At 65.8% G+C, this 17,545-nt stretch carries 17 protein-coding genes; 9 read left to right on the top strand and 8 right to left on the bottom strand.

Annotation, left to right across the window (positions count from 1 at the left end; translation table 11 throughout):
• Positions 1–7: 7 nt before the first annotated feature.
• The 7 genes from AC1DIP_RS16155 to AC1DIP_RS16125 all read left to right on the top strand — a co-directional run bounded on the left by AC1DIP_RS16155 (position 8) and on the right by AC1DIP_RS16125 (position 7,531).
• Positions 8–1,015 carry a PDR/VanB family oxidoreductase gene (locus AC1DIP_RS16155; RefSeq protein ID WP_477734336.1) on the top strand — a complete coding sequence of 336 codons (1,008 nt, stop codon included), beginning with the start codon at positions 8–10 and terminating at the stop codon, positions 1,013–1,015.
• 695 nt (positions 1,016–1,710) lie between these two features.
• Positions 1,711–2,730, top strand: coding sequence for a VOC family protein (locus tag AC1DIP_RS16150; protein WP_477734335.1), 1,020 nt, complete (start codon positions 1,711–1,713; stop codon positions 2,728–2,730).
• Positions 2,731–2,736: 6 nt separating this feature from the next.
• A complete protein-coding gene (locus tag AC1DIP_RS16145) occupies positions 2,737–3,693 on the top strand; it encodes a fumarylacetoacetate hydrolase family protein (RefSeq protein ID WP_477734334.1) in 957 nt (318 codons plus the stop codon).
• Complete coding sequence (locus AC1DIP_RS16140) at positions 3,690–4,727, top strand: cyclase family protein (RefSeq protein WP_477734333.1); 1,038 nt, start codon at positions 3,690–3,692, stop codon at positions 4,725–4,727. The genes AC1DIP_RS16145 and AC1DIP_RS16140 overlap by 4 nt, the downstream gene beginning before the upstream one ends.
• 10 nt (positions 4,728–4,737) lie before the next feature.
• On the top strand, positions 4,738–5,811 hold the full coding sequence (locus AC1DIP_RS16135) for an amidohydrolase family protein (RefSeq protein ID WP_477734332.1): 1,074 nt from the start codon (positions 4,738–4,740) through the stop codon (positions 5,809–5,811).
• Between the two features lie 11 nt (positions 5,812–5,822).
• Complete coding sequence (locus AC1DIP_RS16130; protein ID WP_477734331.1) at positions 5,823–6,821, top strand: fumarylacetoacetate hydrolase family protein; 999 nt, start codon at positions 5,823–5,825, stop codon at positions 6,819–6,821.
• Positions 6,822–7,039: 218 nt separating this feature from the next.
• Positions 7,040–7,531, top strand: coding sequence for a ParB family protein (locus AC1DIP_RS16125; RefSeq protein ID WP_350224166.1), 492 nt, complete (start codon positions 7,040–7,042; stop codon positions 7,529–7,531).
• Between the two features lie 236 nt (positions 7,532–7,767).
• Here AC1DIP_RS16125 and AC1DIP_RS16120 read toward each other — a convergent pair whose 3' ends face one another.
• Positions 7,768–8,811 (bottom strand): LLM class flavin-dependent oxidoreductase, encoded by a 1,044-nt coding sequence (locus AC1DIP_RS16120; RefSeq protein ID WP_477734330.1) that lies wholly within the window; start codon positions 8,809–8,811, stop codon positions 7,768–7,770.
• Between the two features lie 170 nt (positions 8,812–8,981).
• On the opposite strand from AC1DIP_RS16120, the gene AC1DIP_RS16115 reads away from it, so the two are divergent.
• Positions 8,982–9,926 (top strand): alpha/beta fold hydrolase, encoded by a 945-nt coding sequence (locus AC1DIP_RS16115; RefSeq protein WP_477734329.1) that lies wholly within the window; start codon positions 8,982–8,984, stop codon positions 9,924–9,926.
• Between the two features lie 155 nt (positions 9,927–10,081).
• Here AC1DIP_RS16115 and AC1DIP_RS16110 read toward each other — a convergent pair whose 3' ends face one another.
• From AC1DIP_RS16110 to AC1DIP_RS16080, 7 genes are all read right to left on the bottom strand, one after another.
• Positions 10,082–10,393, bottom strand: a complete 312-nt coding sequence (locus tag AC1DIP_RS16110) for a CHY zinc finger protein (RefSeq protein WP_477734328.1) — start codon at positions 10,391–10,393, stop codon at positions 10,082–10,084.
• 14 nt (positions 10,394–10,407) lie between these two features.
• Entirely contained in the window at positions 10,408–11,049 is a 642-nt protein-coding gene (locus AC1DIP_RS16105; RefSeq protein WP_477734327.1) for a biotin transporter BioY, read from the bottom strand.
• A gap of 281 nt (positions 11,050–11,330) precedes the next feature.
• A complete protein-coding gene (locus tag AC1DIP_RS16100; RefSeq protein WP_477734326.1) occupies positions 11,331–11,903 on the bottom strand; it encodes an SRPBCC family protein in 573 nt (190 codons plus the stop codon).
• A 62-nt stretch (positions 11,904–11,965) separates the two neighbouring features.
• A complete protein-coding gene (locus AC1DIP_RS16095; RefSeq protein WP_477734325.1) occupies positions 11,966–12,877 on the bottom strand; it encodes an intradiol ring-cleavage dioxygenase in 912 nt (303 codons plus the stop codon).
• Between the two features lie 318 nt (positions 12,878–13,195).
• Positions 13,196–13,831, bottom strand: coding sequence for a GntR family transcriptional regulator (locus AC1DIP_RS16090; protein WP_477734324.1), 636 nt, complete (start codon positions 13,829–13,831; stop codon positions 13,196–13,198).
• 40 nt (positions 13,832–13,871) lie between these two features.
• Positions 13,872–15,335, bottom strand: coding sequence for an FAD-dependent tricarballylate dehydrogenase TcuA (gene tcuA, locus AC1DIP_RS16085; RefSeq protein WP_477734323.1), 1,464 nt, complete (start codon positions 15,333–15,335; stop codon positions 13,872–13,874).
• Positions 15,336–15,454: 119 nt separating this feature from the next.
• A complete protein-coding gene (locus tag AC1DIP_RS16080) occupies positions 15,455–16,123 on the bottom strand; it encodes a GntR family transcriptional regulator (RefSeq protein ID WP_477734322.1) in 669 nt (222 codons plus the stop codon).
• A 319-nt stretch (positions 16,124–16,442) separates the two neighbouring features.
• Between AC1DIP_RS16080 and AC1DIP_RS16075 the strand changes: the two genes are divergently transcribed.
• Positions 16,443–17,534, top strand: coding sequence for a PrpF domain-containing protein (locus tag AC1DIP_RS16075; protein ID WP_224023588.1), 1,092 nt, complete (start codon positions 16,443–16,445; stop codon positions 17,532–17,534).
• Positions 17,535–17,545: the final 11 nt, after the last annotated feature.

The following is a 17,545-nucleotide window of genomic DNA, read 5'->3' as shown; positions in this document are numbered from 1 at the left end:
AATAGACATGGCAGCAACAAACACAGAGGTCTGGCAATACGGGACGGTTGTTGAGGTGGGCAGCGTCGCTACCAACATCCAGCGGATTGTGCTCGCGCCAGAGCTCCCTGTAAACGCGGAACCTGGTTCACATATCGACGTGAGGGTCCGCATCGACGGCCGTGAAGACAGGCGATCCTACTCGGTCGTGGAGTCAAACGAGGGTGGCAGGCGCCTCGCTATCAGCGTCCTGAAGACGCCTCTGTCCCGCGGCGGCTCGATTTTTATGCACACCCTTCAGCCCGGGGACCAACTGGAGATCACACAACCGTTGCAAAACTTCCCACTTCGGGTAGGAGCTGCGCGGTACATCCTGCTGGCCGGAGGTATTGGCATCACCGCCATGATTAACATGGCAAGGATCCTGAAAAACCTGCGTCTGGACTACACCCTTGTATACGCTGGCCGCAGCCGTGCCGCGATGGCGTATTTGGACGAGCTGCAGCAACTCCATGGTGAGAATCTGGTTGTTCATGTCGACGATGAGGGAACACCCCTGAATGTAAGGCAGCTCGTCGCCAGCGCCACGACCGACACTGAGCTGTACATGTGCGGCCCGATCCGGCTTATGGACGCCGTCCGCCGTGCCTGGACCGAAGCCAGACTCAACTACCCCAACCTGCGCTATGAAACCTTCGGCAACAGCGGCTGGTACCAGCCTGAAGAATTCATCGTCAAGGTCCCCACATTAGGACTGGAAATCAAAGTGGGACAGGACAACTCCATGCTTGAAGCCTTAGAGGATGCCGGTGCGGACATGATGTTCGGCTGCCGCAAGGGCGAATGCGGACTCTGCGAGGTCCGGATCCTCGAGCTTGACGGCACCATAGACCACCGGGACGTCTTCTACAGCACTCGCCAGCAGACCGCCACTACGAAGATGGCCTGCTGCGTTTCCCGCGCCGTTACCTCGAAAAATCTCCTCACAAGCGATCCGCCCACCGCTCCAGCGGTAGTGACCATAGCAGTCCCCTGACGCAAGGATGGCTCGATAGCAGGCCGGGCAGAGGCCTATGCTCCACCCGTGCCTTCCCGTAGCCGCCTTCGCCAGAGATCTCATCGAGGGCCATCGTCGAATCGGGCTAGTTGACGGCAAAAACTTTGATCGCCGCCAGAAAGTCGTCCCGGCAGGGCATGCCCATACAAGACGGCCGGTCAACTCGTGCTGACCTTTTCTTTGGAGAGAAGCCTGGTACTCAGGCTGGCAGGACGAGGGTTGCGTCGCCGGTGGGGACCACGTATCGGGTACGTGTGTGTCAGCACTTTCAGACCAGAACGTCCCCTGCACGTGAGGCGGCTTGGCCTAAAAACGCTGGTGTTCGAGAGCCTCGCGGCGTTTCCTGGCGGAGCGGCCGGAACGGTGCCGCTGTGCGAACGTGGTTGCGGCTGGGAAATCTCTCCGAACCAGGGTTGCGACGAATAAAAACGAGTTCTCCGCCGGTGTGCACAACCAGGCAATGAAACGTGGAGAGACCCGTTCTGGGTTCCAAAATCTGAATCAACAATGAGGATCCTTGCATCTCAGTGCATCGCGAACGACTGCCTTTACCATCCACGGCGCGTATGGCCGCTATAGAAAAAGTCGTCTTCCCCTGGATATCTGAGGTGTCGCACTGTGGTTACAGGACCTGCACCAATCAGACCGCAGCCAGTAACCAGAAGGACTTCATCGTGGAAACTCCCCTCTCCCATCTTGCCCATCTCGAGATCACCGCCCCGGACGTCGAAGCTTCGGCACGGTTCTACGAGGAAAAGTTCGGCATGCGCATCATCGACCGGGTGGACGGCAACGTCTACCTGCGTTGCTGGGGCGATTACTACCGCTACAGCCTGGTGATCACCGAAGGCCCCGAAGCGTCCCTGGGCCGGATGGCCTGGCGCACCAACTCCCAGGCAGCCCTTGAAGCCGCAGCCCAGCGCGTTGAAGCGACCGGCGTGCAGGGCACCTGGACCGCCGGCGGCCACGGCTACGGCAAGGCCTACGAATTCACCGGCCCCTACGGCCACCACATGCGCCTGTTCTACGACGTGGAAAAGTTCGTGGCCGAGCCCGGCTTCGAATCCACCTACCCGGACCGCCCGGAACGCCGCAGCAGCCACGCCGCCGCCCCCCGCTTCCTGGACCACGTCACCGTAGCGTCCTCCGACGTCCGCGGCTTCGCCAAGTGGTACAACGAAGCCCTGGGCTTCCGCGTCATGGCCTTCACCGACCTGGACGAAGCACCCATCACCGTGTTCTCCGTCCTCACCACCAACGAAAAGTCCCACGACCTCGGCGTTGTCCTGGACACCTCCAAGCGCGCCGGCCGCGTCAACCACATCGCCTTCTGGGTAGATTCGCACGAGGATCTGCTCCGCACCGCGGATGTGCTCATGGAAAACGGGACCCCGATGGAATACGGCCCCTCCATCCACGGCATCGGCGAGCAGAACTTCCTCTACTTCCGCGACCCCTCCGGCCTGCGCGTGGAGCTCAACTCCGGCGGCTACCGCAACTACGTCCCGGACTGGGAAGCCAACACCTGGAAGCCGTCCGAAGGTTCGAACAACTTCTACAAGAACGGCGCCATGCCGCACTCCATGACCGAATCCTTCCCGCCCGCCGAGGGCTTCACCGCCACCGAAGAAGGCGCATCACCGGAAATGAAGGAAGCGCTCCTGAACCCGTACGCCAAGCAGGGCCGGGGCTAAGACACCATGGCTGAAACCTATGCACTCATCCGGTTCCAGGAAGCCGGCGACAGCAAGGCCCGCGCGGGCCTGCTGGTCGAGGACCGGGTCCTGCCGCTGGACGGGGACATCAACTCCCTGATCGAGCACTGGGACACCACCGAACCCCAACTGGACAGCCTGGCCGCCTCGGCGGGCGAGGACACCGGCCTGGCGCTGGCCGACGTCGAAATCCTTGCTCCGGTGGAGCCCGCGCAGGTCCTGCAGACCGGCGCGAACTACCGCAAGCACGTGATCGATCTTGCCGCAGCCCACCGCGAACCCGGCGAGGACGAGGAGGAAGTGCGCGCCAAGACCGCCGCCATGATGGACAAGCGCGCAGGCCAGGGCACGCCGTACTTCTTCATCGGCCTTCCGACGGCGATCGCCTCCGCCACGGACGACCTCACCCTGCCGTCCTACTCCAAGTCCCACGACTGGGAACTGGAACTGGCGGCGGTGATCGGAAAGACGGCGTTCCGCGTCACCCCCGAGGAAGCCCTGGAGTACGTCTTCGGCTACACCATGGTCAACGACATCACCACCCGCGAATACGTTTTCCGCAAGGACATGCCCGCCATCGGTTCGGACTGGTACCGCGCCAAAAACGCCCCCGGATTCCTGCCCACCGGGCCACTGCTGGTGCCCGCCAAGTTCTTCGGCGACCCGCAGGACGTCCAGGTCACCCTGAAGCTCAACGGCAAAGCCATGCAGGACGAGTCCACGCAGGACATGATCTTCGGTGTGGCCAAGCTGGTCAGCGAGGCGTCGCAGATCATGCCGCTGCGCCCGGGCGACCTGGTGCTCACCGGCAGCCCCGCGGGCAACGGCCAGCACTGGGGCCGCCTGCTCCAGGACGGGGACGTTATGGAAGGCACCATCACGGGCCTGGGCACCCAACTCATCCACTGCAAGGACGAAACCACAAGAGAAGGCGTCCGGTGACCACCCAGGACACTGCATTGACCACCGGCACCGGGGAATCAACTGATTCCCCGGTCATCCGGCGTGAAGACCCGCTCGGCAGCATCCGGGCCATGGCGCAGGCCCACAACAACTGGGCCCGCTGGGGCCAGGACGACGTCCTGGGCACCCTGAACTACATCGACGCCGGCAAGCGAATTGAAGCCGCGGCACTGGTGAAGACGGGCGAGGCGTTCTCGCTGTCCCAGCCGTTCGACACCAACGGCCCGCAGAAGGGCTGGCGCCGCCGCACCAACCCCGTCCACACCATGACGGACACCGGGGTGGACGCCGAACGCGGCAACCAGGGCTTCCCGCACGGCATCGGAGGCGCGGACGACTTCATCGCCATGCCACTGCAGTGCTCCACCCAGTGGGACGGCCTGGGCCACATCTTCGACCAGGGCAAGGCCTGGAACGGCCGCGCCGCCGGCGACGTGGTCACCTCGGAGGGCGACCTCGTGACCGGCATCGAGACCGCCGCCGCCAAGATCGTCACGCGCGGCGTGCTGCTCGACGTCGGCCGGGCGCTCGGCCCCGAACTGGGAAGGAACGACGGCGAACTGCCGGACGGATTCGCCATCACCCCGGAACACCTCCAGCGGACCATCGAACTCCAAGGCCCCAGCGCAACCGTGGGCCGGGGCGACATCGTGATAATCCGCACCGGACAGTACACGCGGGTCCGCCGCGACGGCTGGGGAGACTACGCCGGCGGGTCGGCCCCGGGGCTGTCCTTCACTACTGCACCCTGGCTGCACCGCAACGAAATCGCCGGAATCGCCACCGACACCTGGGGTTTCGAGGTCCGTCCGAACGAATTCGACACCGCCTTCCAGCCCCTGCACCAGATCGCGATCCCCAACCTTGGCCTGTTCCTGGGCGAAATGTGGGACCCGGACGGGCTGGCCGAAGCCTGCGCGGCGGACGGCAGGTACGACTTCCTGCTCACCGCAGCCCCGCTCCCCATCACCGGCGCCGTTGGCTCCCCCGTCAACCCGATCGCCGTCCGATGAAGGAGCCAGCATGAGCATCGATTCTGTTCACGTCGCCACCGTTGACGTCCACGCCCACATCCTGCTTCCGGCCCTGCAGCAGCTCGTGGCCGAGGCGGATCCCGACGGCTTCGGCGCCCAGCAGGCCCTGGAACTGCGGCGCAACGGGCCGGAGTCCATGGCAGCGTCGGGCAGGATGATCAAGGAACGCTGGCCCCAGCTGACGGACCTGGATCGCCGGCTCGCAGACATGGACGCCCAAGGGGTGGACGTTCAGCTGGTCTCCCCGTCGCCGTCGCACTTCTACTACTTCGCAGGGGAAGAGCTGGCCCTCAAACTGGCGAAGGCCGCCAACCAAGCGGTGCGGGAGTTCGTGGACCGCGCGCCGGACCGGCTCAACGGCCTAGGCCTGGTCCCGCTCCAGCACCCCGCCCTGATGGTGGAAACCCTGGAGCACGCCGTGCTGGAATGCGGACTGCTCGGCGTCGAAATCGGATCGTTCGCCGCCACCCCCGAGGACCCGGAGCGCAGCACCGTGGAACTGTCCGATCCCCGGCTGGAACCGTTCTGGGGCCGCGCCGAGGAACTGGGCGCCCTGGTGTTCCTGCACCCGTTCGGCTGCTCGCTGGACGAGCGGCTGGACCGCTTCTACCTAGCCAACACCGTTTCCCAGCCCGCCGAAAATGCGGTGGCCCTGTCCCACCTGATCTTCAGCGGCGTCCTGGACCGCCACCCGGAGCTCAAGGTTGTGGCAGCGCACGGCGGCGGATACCTTCCCACCACCCTGGGCCGCTCGGACCACGCGTGGAAGGTCCGCCCCGAGGCACACGGCTGCGCCCAGCCGCCGTCGTCCTACCTGAAGAAGCTCTATTTCGACTCGCTCGTCCACAGCCCCGCTGAACTGCAGGCTCTCGTGGCCGCCGCGGGTCCGGAGCAGGTGCTGCTCGGCTCGGACTACCCGTTCGACATGGGATCCGACCTCCCTGTGGACGAGGTGCAGGCCGCCGGGCTCCCGGCCGACGACGAAACCCGGGTTTTGGGCGGCAACGCCTGCACGCTGGGTATCACCGCGGCCGCCGCCCTGGCCGCCCGACGCAACGCTTAAGGAACACGTACATGGTCAAGATTGCCCGGTGGAATCGCGACGGCGGGACGCAGTCCGGCTTTGTGGACGGCGAAAACTGCTTTGCCCTGCCGGCAGGGCAGTCCGTCCAGACGCTGCTCGACGCCGGACTCGAGGAGACGCTGGCACTTGCGGGCCGGGTCATTGGTTCCGCTGTTGCCGTTCCGCTGGCGGATGTGCGCCTGCTCGCCCCGCTGGTGCCCGCTACCATCCGGGACTTCGTGGCGTTCGAGGAACACGTCGAAGGCGTGCGGAAGAGCATCGACGGTGTGGCGGGCGTGGTGCCGGAATGGTACGAGGCGCCCACCTTCTATTTCACTAACCCGCATACGGTGACGGGCACCGGTGAGGTGATCGGTATTCCGGCGGCCTGCGTGGACCTGGACTTTGAAACGGAGATGGCTGCCGTCGTCGGACGTGTTCCCGGCAGCGACGGGCGGAACCTGGGCGCGGAGGAGGCTCACCGGCACATCTTCGGCTACACGGTGCTCAATGACTGGTCGGCGCGGGACCTGCAGCGCCGGGAGATGAAGGTCAGCCTGGGCCCGTGCAAGGGCAAGGATTTCGCCAACACGCTGGGCCCCTGGATTGTCACGGCGGACGAGTTCGAGGACCGGCATGACGCCGAGGGGTTCCTGCCGATCTCGATGGCTGTCGAAGTCAACGGGGAAGCGATCGGCCAGGACCTGCTCTCCAACATGGGCTGGCCGTTCGCAGAGCTGGTGGCCTATGCCTCGCAGGACTCCGTGGTGCGGCCCGGCGACGTGCTGGGCTCCGGCACCTGCGGCAGCGGCTGCCTGGCCGAACTCTGGGGACGCAACGGCGCCCAGACTCCCCCGCCGCTGAAAACCGGAGACGTGGTGAAGATGACAGTGGAAGGGATCGGAACCATCGAGAACACGGTGGGCGCCCGGCGCGAGGCCGTGACCCGGGTTCCCGCCCGGACCCGTCCGCGCAACCGGGTCGCCGCTGCTGCTCCGTCCGGAACCTAGGGTGGTTTCCCTCCAGCTCGAGGGCCGGACGGTAGTGGTGTGTCGTCCGGTTGAACCACATGGATTGCCGACGAGAAACCAGGACCGAGCTACACGCTGCTGTGTCTTGGTGTGCTCGGCAAGCTCACGCAAGGAAGCCTGACTAGCTGGTCAACGAACAGCGACGGCAGTCTGAATCAAGTATTTATCCTGGAGACTCGTTGCAAAATACAGCTCGCATGACAGATGTCGCTGCCGCAGCATACGTCTCGGTGGCGACCGTTTCCAACGTTCTCCGCAATCCGGACATTGTCGCTCCCCACACCCGCCTGAAGGTGTGGGACGCCATCCGGGCCTTGGAATATTCGCCGAGTCCTCAGGTGACACCTCTCTCTAAGTCGAAGCAGGGGACGAGCCGTCGCAAACGCGATACTGCGGCTACGACGGGGGAAGCAAAGCGGCGACCTACCAAGGCGAAATCGATTGCACACATCAACCCATACTTCACTCCAGATCAGGCGGCCCAAATTCGTGCCGCACTTCAGGCCGTTGGTCCGGGGGAGGGTTATGTCTCCCTGTCTGATTTAGTGGTGGCGGCGACTATGGAGGAAGTCAAGCGATTGCAACAGAAGTACAACGGGGGACGGAGTTGGCCGGGCGTACCTGCCGGCATGATTCGTCGCGGTCGCCCTACCCGTGGCCAAGAAGCCGTACGCGAGGACTTGCCGTAACCGTGTAAAAGGTAATGCCGAACGGGAGTTCCGAGCGATCAGATGAGGTACACCCCAACCTGACGTCAGACTTGGGGCCAGTAAGGCGTCAGAATAGGGCCCCGAATGCACTTAACGCACAGGCTAGACGAATAGTCTGAGGACCAAATCTGACAGATTTCCCTTGAATGCAATCTTGCATCAAGGCGCCTCCGTTCATTGGCGCCCGTGGGCATACCCGCCCCTTGCTGCGGCTCTTAATCCTCCGCCTTTCGGGCGCCCCAACCCAAGGCGGGCCCCAGCTTGCCGGCGATATCGGTCAGGATCTGGACGTAGTCCTCGTGGTCGAAGCTGAAGGGCAGTGCGAACGCCACCTCATCCACTTCATGGAAGCCAGCGTGTGCGTACAGCTGCTCGGCGATCTCCTCGCTGGTGCCAATGAGATCAGCCGCGAACATCATGCCCCTCGGCCCCTGCGGCGAAGCCGTGCGCGGAGTGCGTTCGTCGACATACCGCTGGTACTTCTCCCGTTGGGCAGGAGTCGCCGAGTCAGTCGGGATCACCACCAGGCCCTGCGACACCCGCGCCCCAGCATGCCCGGCAGATGCAGCCGCCTCCCGGAAGGCCCGGATCTGCGACTGCTGGACCAAGGCAAAGTCCGGTTCCTGGTCCTTGTCCGGGAAGATCACGCTGCTGGAAAGCAGGTTGAAGCCGCTGGAACCGGCCCACACCGCTGACTTCGTACTACCGGCCCCGTACCACAGGCGGTTCCGCAGGCCCGCGGAAAAAGGCTCCACCCGGTTGGAGAACTCCTCCACCACGCCCTGCTTGCCGGAGAACTCCCGCACCGGCTCCCCCGCGACCAGCCGTGCAAACCTTTCCACCCGGGCGTAGCTGAAGTCCTCCACGTCCGCGGTGTCGGGATACAGTTCGTGCTTTACCGTGTCGTACTGCATCGGCTCTCCCACGCTCACGCCGGGATTGATCCGCCCTCCAGCGAGCAGGTCAACGGTCGCCAGATCCTCCGCCAGGCGCAGCGGGTTCTCCCACCCCAGCGGTGTCACGGCAGTGCCGAGCTCAATCCGCGAAGTCCGCTGGCTGGCCGCCGCCATCACCGCTACAGGGGAAGAGATGCCGAACTGCAGGTGCCGGTGCCGCAGCCAGGCACTGTCGAACCCCAGCCGCTCCCCCAGCTCGATGATCTGCAGCGTCGATTCATGCCCGGCGGCTGGATCAAGAGGATCGAACAGCCCAATGGTGAGGAACCCCAGCTTGCGCAAAGGACGGTCGGGCTGCGGCATGGCTTCCTCCAGGATTAGGGGACGTGGCTGCTGTTCAGACTAGGCGCTGGGCCAGACCATGAACCAACATGTCCCGATCGTCCCAGACCATGGCAAAGCCTTGACGGCGCCGTCCACCAAGGCGTTAGGCTCACCACGAGCCAGCGATGGCGCCGGCACGGGAGGAAAACATGTCACTGCAGGAAATCGAGTTCACGTCCGCCAACGGCCGCGACACCATCCAGGCCTGGGTCTACGAACCCATCGGGCAGCCCAAGGCCATCGTGCAGCTAATCCACGGGCTCGGCGAGCACTCCCGCCGCTACCTCCACCTCATCTCCACCCTGGTGGACGCGGGCTTCATCGTGGTGGCCGGCGACCACTCCGGCCACGGGCGCACGGCTATGCAGCAGGGCACCTGGGGCGACGCCGGCGAGGACGCCGCCAGCGTGGTGGTCGCGGACGAGGTCACCCTCCAGGCCAAGGCCAAAGCGGCTCTCCCTCAGCTTCCCTACGTGGTGTTCGGCCACAGCTGGGGCTCCATGATCGCCCGCGGGATGGCCGTGGACCCGCGGACCGAGCTCTCCGGCCTGATCCTCTGCGGCATCGCCGCCCAAATGCGCGGCATCGAGAAAATGATCGACCGGCCCGAACTGGAGCGGCTTGCCTCCGGCGAGCGCGGCGCCGAGCCCGCACCCCAGGAACTGGTGGCCCAGCTTTTCGACGGCTTCCTGGGCCGCTTCGGCGAAGGCGCCGGCCCCACGGCCTGGGTGGCACTGGACGCCGACGTGGTTACCGACCACGGCCGGGACCCCTTCAACAACTTCGGCGCACCGCTCAGCGCCCGGTTCCTGCAGGGCTTCGTGGACCTCTACGACCAGGTCACCTCCGACGACTGGTACAAACAGCTCCTCGCCGAACTCCCCGTCCTGATCCTCGCCGGTGACCAGGACCCCGTGACCAACTACGGCGAAGGCGCCTACCACGTGGCCAACCGCCTGGCTGATTCGGGCCACGCGGACGTCCGCACCCGCGTCTTCCCCGGCGTCCGGCACGAGGTGCACAACGAACCCACCACCCGGGCCGAGACGGAGCGCGAAACAGTCGAGTTCATCCAGCGCGTCGCCGGCAGCTGACCACCCCTCAAGCACCTCCCCGGAAGGTACGACGCCGGCACCCACCGCACCGCCGCCGTCGTACCTTCCCGCAGGGGGCTATCCGGCGGGCACCTCCTATAAGATCCCGCAGCGCCGGCGTTGCCGTCCGTGGGGAATCGCCAGCGAGGTTTCCTTCACGTTTGGAAGTAGAAATGCGTGTGGGCGGCGCACCGTTCGTTCAAGCGGGCGGCACAGTTGGGGCACGAGGTGGCCGCCAGATAAGTGTGGATAGACATCTCACCTCTGCATACGCCGCACAGAACTGCTGACTCTGCCCACGCGGTCCTTGGCCATGTTTGAGCGTTGTGATCCGCTTCCTCCTCGTGACAGAGATGGCAGGGATAGTACCGAAGACAGCACTTGAACTTTATGGCAATCACGTCAACGTCGGTGTGATAGTGGATGCAGCGGGTCTGGTCGTCTACAGTGCTGCCGAAGATCTTCATGGATCTGGCCCCGTTCACTTCACACGGCGGACAAGAATGTCGGGGAAGGCCCGGTGCGTGGCCACTGCCACAGCGGACGCCACGGCGTCCTTCACAATATCGCCCGGATAGAAGATGAGGTCACTGGCGAACGCAGCCTGCCACGACAGCTTCAGGTTGATCATCATGCCGAACACGCCCAACATGTGCGATGCGGCCACACTGACCACAACCGCGGCGAGGAAAAACCACAGCCCGCGCCGCTTGGCCGGGAGCCGCCGGATAATCTGCTCAGCGGCAATGCCGACGAGAAAGGCCGCGATGGGGAACCCCACGATATATCCGGCGGATCCGCCGGCGAGGACCTGCAGGCCCGCCCGGCCGCCCGAGAAGATCGGCAGCCCGGCGAAAGCAAGGAGAAGGTAAAGCGCCACTGCGGCGGTGCCACGCGATCCGCCAAGGACGAGGCCGGTCACCATGATGGCAAGGGTCTGCAGCGTGATAGGCACCCCGAAGCCACCGACCGGAATACCTGGGACGATCGCCGAAGCCGCTATCAAACCGGCGAACACGGAAATCAGCGCCAGCGACTGGGCGTCCCACGACCGACGGCGTGCCCCGGGTCCCCTCTCAGCTGGGCGGTGCGGTGCCGATGTGGTGGTCGTCTCGTGGCTCAAGGTTCCTCCTGGGCGTGGTGGTCCGGTCAGGGGTGGTCCGGTCCTCCGAAGAACGCTACAGAGCGCTTTCTACGGTCATTTTGTAGCGAAGCCACGACTGCGCCGACGCTCTATGGATCAATAGCCACAAAATAGGGACTTGCCCCCGTCGCCCGTGGTCAGCTGCAGGCAGACAGTTCCCGACCACCCAGCCGCAGCAGGGAAGGCACCCGCTGGAAGGAACGACGCCGGCACTCACCCCGCCGCCGTCGTCGTCCGTCCCAGCAACCCAGCGCCGGCAATCAGCTGTGCGTCGCATTGCTCGTCCAGCGGGACAGGCGCGCAAACGTGGGACCCGCGGGCGGCGGGATCTTGGCAAGATCGGCGCCGGGCCGCCGCCGGCGCAGTTCCAGGGCGAGAGCCTCCTGCCCGCGGGCCATGGCCCACCGGTGGTTCGCGGCAAACGCCGGCTTGAGCAGCCAGCCCAGGCGCCGCAGCAGCGGTTTAGCCGCGCTCACCCGCCAGACATAGGTGACCACCGTCTCGGGGCCGTCCTGTTCGAACGTCCAGCGCCCGGCGCCGTTGAGGTCGCCGCGCGCGGAGAGGGCGAATCCCTGCTCGGTGACGGGCTCGGTGAGGGTGAGCTCCCACGTGAGCGTGTACGGCAGCCAGCCCTTGGTATGGAGGAAAACCGATTTGCCGGTCCCGTCCGGGGCGCCCGGATCCCGCGGCTCGACGGCCAGGTACACGGAAGGCCACCAGCGGGGAAGGGTACCGGCGTCGCCCAGGATGTCCACCACCTCGCGCGGGGTCCCGGCCACGCGCCAGACGGTCACGAATTCGTAGTCGGTGCTGCTCTTCGGAATGCCGCCCATAGGTGCCTCCACGGCAGGGTTGGATAGGTGCGCCCACAGTACCCATGCCGGCGCTGGCCGCGCTAGATGGTCACGTTGAGCCCGGCGGTGTAGCCGGCAGCGGCCGACCCGGTCATCGTCGCCAGCTGGTAGATGCCGCCGTCGTTCCCGAACACGTTGTCCGATTTGAGCGTGGTGCGGGTCATGTTCGTAACGCTGCGCTCGTACCCGGGGGTGGCGTAGACGTCGTCGCAGGCCGCCTGCGGCAGCGCGATCTGGGAGACGGCCAATACCTGCCCGGCGGCGGTGGCATTGTTCATGGACTCAAACACCTCGAAGTGGATGTGCGGCCAGCGCCCGGAGTAGGCGGCCGGGAAGATCGACGTGAACGTGACCTGCCCGTTGGCGTCGGATTCCTGCACGCCGCGCAGGTAGTTCTCGTTCTTCAGGCTCGAGTCGTACATCGAGTACTTTCCGTCCCGGTCGCAGTGCCAGGCGTACACCGCGGCGCCGGCCATCGGGGTGCAGCCGTTGGCGTTGTCCAGGAGGGTCAGGGTGAAGGTCAGCGGGACGCCCTCGGCCTTTGCGGAGGCAGTGCCGAAGCTCGACGTGATGTCCTTCCGCACCACCCCGGAGGCTTCCAGGACGTTCGGACCGTTGGAGCCATCCCCCGGATAGGGGCCGGTGGTTTCCTGCGGAATTTCCACGCCGCACTCAGCGATGGCCCGGGTCAGCGTCGGAGTGGCGGTGGCGTCAGTGGCCGTGGCAGACGCGGAGGACGTGGCGGCCAACGCCGTGGTTGCCGCCGGCGAGGGTGAGCCCGTGGTTCCGGCCGGCGTGCAGGCGGCTAGCGCAGCCACCGCGCCACCCGCACCGAGGAACAGCCCCAGGGACCTGCGGCTCACCAGGGTGTTCAGGTCGAACTCCAGCCCCCGGTCGTGGTCCGGGTGCGGCTGGTCAAGGTCGGGCTGGCGGGGGGTGCGTGAAGTGGTCATGATCCAAGGAAACCGCACACGGCTATGCCCGGGACGGGTTGCTGCTGTGCCGTTGCTGTGCGTCCGGACGGGCGCTCCCCCCCCCAAAGGAAACCCCCGCGGAAGGGTCGACGGCGGCACCCGCTGCCCGCCGTCGTCGTCCTTTGAACCGTGGCGGGCTGAGTGGAAAAGCGAGGCGGGGCAGGCCCATTGGAGCCTGCCCCGCCTCCTTGCACCGGCTGATGCCCTGCGCCCGACTTTCGGGTTTCCTGTTGCGATGGAGTATGCAGGAACATCTGCCGGCGGGCTTGTAAGGAACGCCTCCCGGCCGTCGGCGGCCTAGAGGGTCCTGGGATCTTCGGCGTACATCTTCAACCTGATCTCCAAGGCGTCCGACATGTGGCGGGCGGCGATCTCCCCCGCCCGCCCGGAGTCGCCCTCCCCGATGGCGGCCAGCAGGCTGGCGTAGTCCGCCAGCACCGCCGGCCACCGTCCCGGGTAGGTCAGGGTGGTGAGGGTGTACCGGCGCACCTGCTGGTCCAGGCGTTCCAGCAGCCCGATCAGCGAAGGGCTGTGCGTGGCGTGCCACAGCTGGGCGTGGAAGGCGCGGTTGGTTTCGGCGAGCGCCCGGCCGTCGCTGGGATCCAGCTGCCGCATCTGCGTCAGCAGCCCCGCAAGCAGCTGGCGGTCCAGGGCGGTTGCCTTGACGGCGGCCTTGGCAGCCGCGGCCTGCTCCAGGATGATCCTCGACTCGTAGATGTCGATGATCTCCTCGGCCGAGTGCGTGCGGACCACCACCGCCTTGCCGCGCCGTTCCACCAGCCCGTCCTGCTCCAGCCGCTGCAGCGCCTCCCGCACGGGCGTCCGGGATGCCCCGTACCGCTCGGTGAGCTTGGCCTCCGTGAGCGGCTCGTCAGGGGCAAAGACGCTCGCGAGAACGTCCTCGCGGAGCCGCTGGTGGATGGGACTGGCCACTTTTTCCTCTTTTCCGTTGCTGGTGGGGCGGCTGGGTTGCTTACGCGATGGAGCCGGCGCGGCGGCCGAACACGGCGCCCGCCGCAAGCCCGGAGCCGCCGGGGTAGTTTCCGCTGAACAGGCCGCCCAGCGCTTCCCCGCAGGCATACAGCCCTTCGAGCGGCTCCGCGTCTTCGGTGAGCACGCGGCCCCAGGTGTCCGTCTTGAGGCCCCCGAAGGTGAAGGTGATGCCGCAGGTCACCGGGAAAGCGTAGAACGGGCCGGTGGAGATGCTGCGGGCCCAGTTGCTCTTCGGCGGCCGGGTCTCGGCACGTCGTCCATCCTTGACGTTGGGGTCAAAGGGCGCACCCTCAGTGATGGAGGCATTGAAGGCCTGCACCGTTTCCTCCAGCCCCTCGGGACTGATGCCGGCTTTCTGCGCCAACTCGGCGAGGTTCGGCGCGGTGACCACCGAGACGCCCGGAATGTCGTACTCCTCGGCCCGCAGCATGGGGCGGGAGGAGGCGTCAAAGATCTGGAAGGCAGCCGAGCCCGGCTGGGCAAGGATGTCCCGGCCGTACTTCGCGTAGGTGTAGTTGCGGTAGTCGGCGCCCTCGTCCACGAACCGCTTGCCCTCGCTGTTCACCACGATGCCCAGCGGGTACCCGCCGCGGGTGAGCTGGTTGGTGAGCTCCAGGTTGCTCTCGTTCTCAGGATGCCAGGCGTCCCAGGCCACGCTGTGGCAGGTGGACCAGTCGCCGCCCCTGGCCGCCCCGGCGGCGAAGGCCGCGAGGATCATCTCCCCCGTGTTGCCCGGCGTGCCGCGCACCTTCGCGTTCTGCCAGCCCTCCCCCAGGTGCTGGCGGCGCAGTTCGGGGGAGGCTTCAAAGCCTCCCGAGGCGAGGATGACCGACTCGGCCCGGAGTTCGCCTTCTTCGGTGGAGGTGCGGTACCGGACGCCGCGCACGCGGCCGTCCTCCTGGATGAGGCCGGTGGCTGCGCAGTCGTAGATGACCTCCACGCCCATGCGCTCCGCGGCGGCGCGGTGGTCGGCCATAAGCCCCTTGCCGCCGCCCACGTTGCCCACGTGCAGGCCGCCCCAGAACAGATAACCCCCATCCTGGGTCCGGTACGCCTGGCGCTCATACATCAGGCGGTATTTGAGTCCCATGCCCTGAAGCCAGCGCAGGGTCGGGTTGCTTTCGCTGACCAGGACCGCGGAGAGTTCGGGGTCGTTGCGCCCTTCGGAGACCTTGGACAGATCGGCAAGGTATTCGGCGGCGGTGTAGGCGGGGACTTCGCTGGCGGCGTGCCGCTCATCAGGTTCCACGAATTCGATCAGCTCTTGGAGCCCGTCATGGGAGATGCGCGTGGCACCGGCGGTGTAGAAGCTGTTGCCGCCCGATGCGGCTTCCCGCGCCTTTTCCAGCAGGACCACTTTGCGTCCACGCTCGGCGGCTGCAAGTGCTGCCGCAAATCCGGCGTTGCCGCCGCCCACTACCAAAACGTCGCTCTTGATCATCATCAATCTCCTCAGCTCCATCGCTGTACACAATTGTATACATAGGTATGCCGTCGCATGCAATAGCGTCTTGGCGCAGGCTTTACGGGCCCGGCGGGGAGGTCTAATGCCGGATTTTGCGGCTATCCCAGGGGCGGGCTGCTGATTTCCTGGGCGTCGATGTACATCTGGATGCGGATGTTCTTGGCCTCGTCCATGTGGGCGCTGGCGATACGGCCGGCCTCCTCCGCGTTCCGTGCGCGGATGGCCACCAGCAGCTCCTCGTGCTCCTTCAGTACGCGGTCCCAGCGCTCTTTGGTGGAGAGTGTGGTGCCGGGGTAGCGGATGAAGTGGACCAGGATCCGGTCGAGCAGGTCAAGGAGGGCGGCGCTGTGGCTGGCGGACCAGATGCGCTCATGGAAGGTGCGGTTGGCGGCGGCCAGTTCAGCCGGAGTGGCGGCTTCAAAATCAAGGATGACCATGGCCTGGTGCGCGCGGTCGATCAGCATCAGGTCCATGTCTGTATGCCGGAGGGCAGCAGTTTTGGCGGCCGCCTCCTCCAGGAAAGTCCGCACCTCATAGAGGTCCAGCATCTCCTCCGGGCGGTACTCCCGCACCTGCATGCGTGAACCGTAGCGCTCCACCAGCCCCTCGGTTTCAAGGCGCCGCAATGCTTCCCTGATGGGCGTCCGGGAGACGTTGTACTTCTTGGCCAGGGCGCTTTCGACGAGCTGGGCACGGGGAGGCAGCTCCTGCGAGATGATGGCGTTCCTGATCATCAGGTAGGGGCTTGTCTCTGGTTGCGACGCCACGGGCGGCCTCCGGTCTTCACGCAAACAAGCGGCAGGGCGCGCCGGCGCCATACCTTTAGCCGCAATTCTAACGCACTGCATACCGTTCCGGCGCGCTGTGAACACCGTGCCGACTTATCGCACACCCGCCGAAGCTGGCAGGCGCCCAGACCGCCGCTTCGGTATTCATATTCAAAGGACTGTTGCTTAAGTCATACCAACGGTATACCGTTTGTGACCAACGCCATACAGCAGGCCAAATGGCGGATTCCGGTTGGCCGAGCTTTGAACATTTACCCGGCGACTGCACACGGCAGGGCGCGGTATTTCAGGAGAACCAATGACGCTTCTATTCAGGGAAGAGCCGCAGGCCGGTACCCTCCCGGTCACCCCGGTACCGGCCACCCTCGTCCGTGGCGGCACCAGCAAGTGCTGGATATTCCGGGACGAGGACCTTCCGGCCGACGCCCTGGAGACGGACCGTCTCCTCATCCGCACCTTCGGCTCCCCGGACCTTCGCCAGATCGACGGAGTAGGCGGCGCCTCGTCCACCACCAGCAAGGCGATCACCGTGGCCGGCACCGACCGGGACGGAACGGTCCGCTACCGGTTCGCCCAGGTGGCCATCGACGAGCCGGCAGTGGAGTGGGCCAGCAACTGCGGCAACTGTGCAACAGCGCTGGGCCTGTACGCGCTCCATGCCGGACTGGTCGCTCCCACCGGGGAAGTCACCCGGGTCCCCATCCTGAACACCGTGACCGGGCTCCGCCTGGTCTGCGAGATCCCCACGCCGGGGGCGCAGGTGCCGGCCTACGGCGGGCGCCGCCTCGACGGCCAGCACTACCCCGGCGTCCCCATCGACGTCATCTTCCAAAAAGCCTCCTGGTCCAGCTACGGAGCACAGTTCCCCACGGGCAACGCCATGGACGAGCTTGAGGTCGACGGGAAGCGGTACCAGGCGACACTGATCGACGCCGGCGCCCCGGCCGCGCTCTTCGACGCACAGGACCTGGGGCTTGACGCAACCGGCAGCGAGGAAGCCTTGGAGGCGCTGGTCCGGCTTGCCCCGCAGCTGCGCGCAGCGGCTGCCCGCAGGATGGGCCTTCCGCAGGACCTCACATCCATTCCGAAGGTTGGCATCGTGGGGCCTCCGCCCACGGGCGCAACCGGCGTCTCGGCCCGGATGATCTCGATGACCGCACTGCACCCCGCCATCGGCCTCACCAGCGCGGTCGCCGTCGCTGCCGCCTCGGGGACACCAGGCAGTGTGGTGCAGCGCAGCGTGGTTCCGGCGGCGGAGGCCGGACTCTTTATCCACTTACTGAAAGGCAAGACGGCGCTGGCATTGGATGCAGCCGATCCCGCTGAAGTCTCCTTTCAACGCTCGGCCCGCGTCATCAGCGAAAGCACCATCCTGGTGCCCAGCGACTGAAGAAACCCCTA

The sequence above is a fragment of the Pseudarthrobacter sp. 05T312 genome, from assembly GCF_056396685.1.
This window is presented reverse-complemented; position numbering and strand designations above follow the sequence as displayed.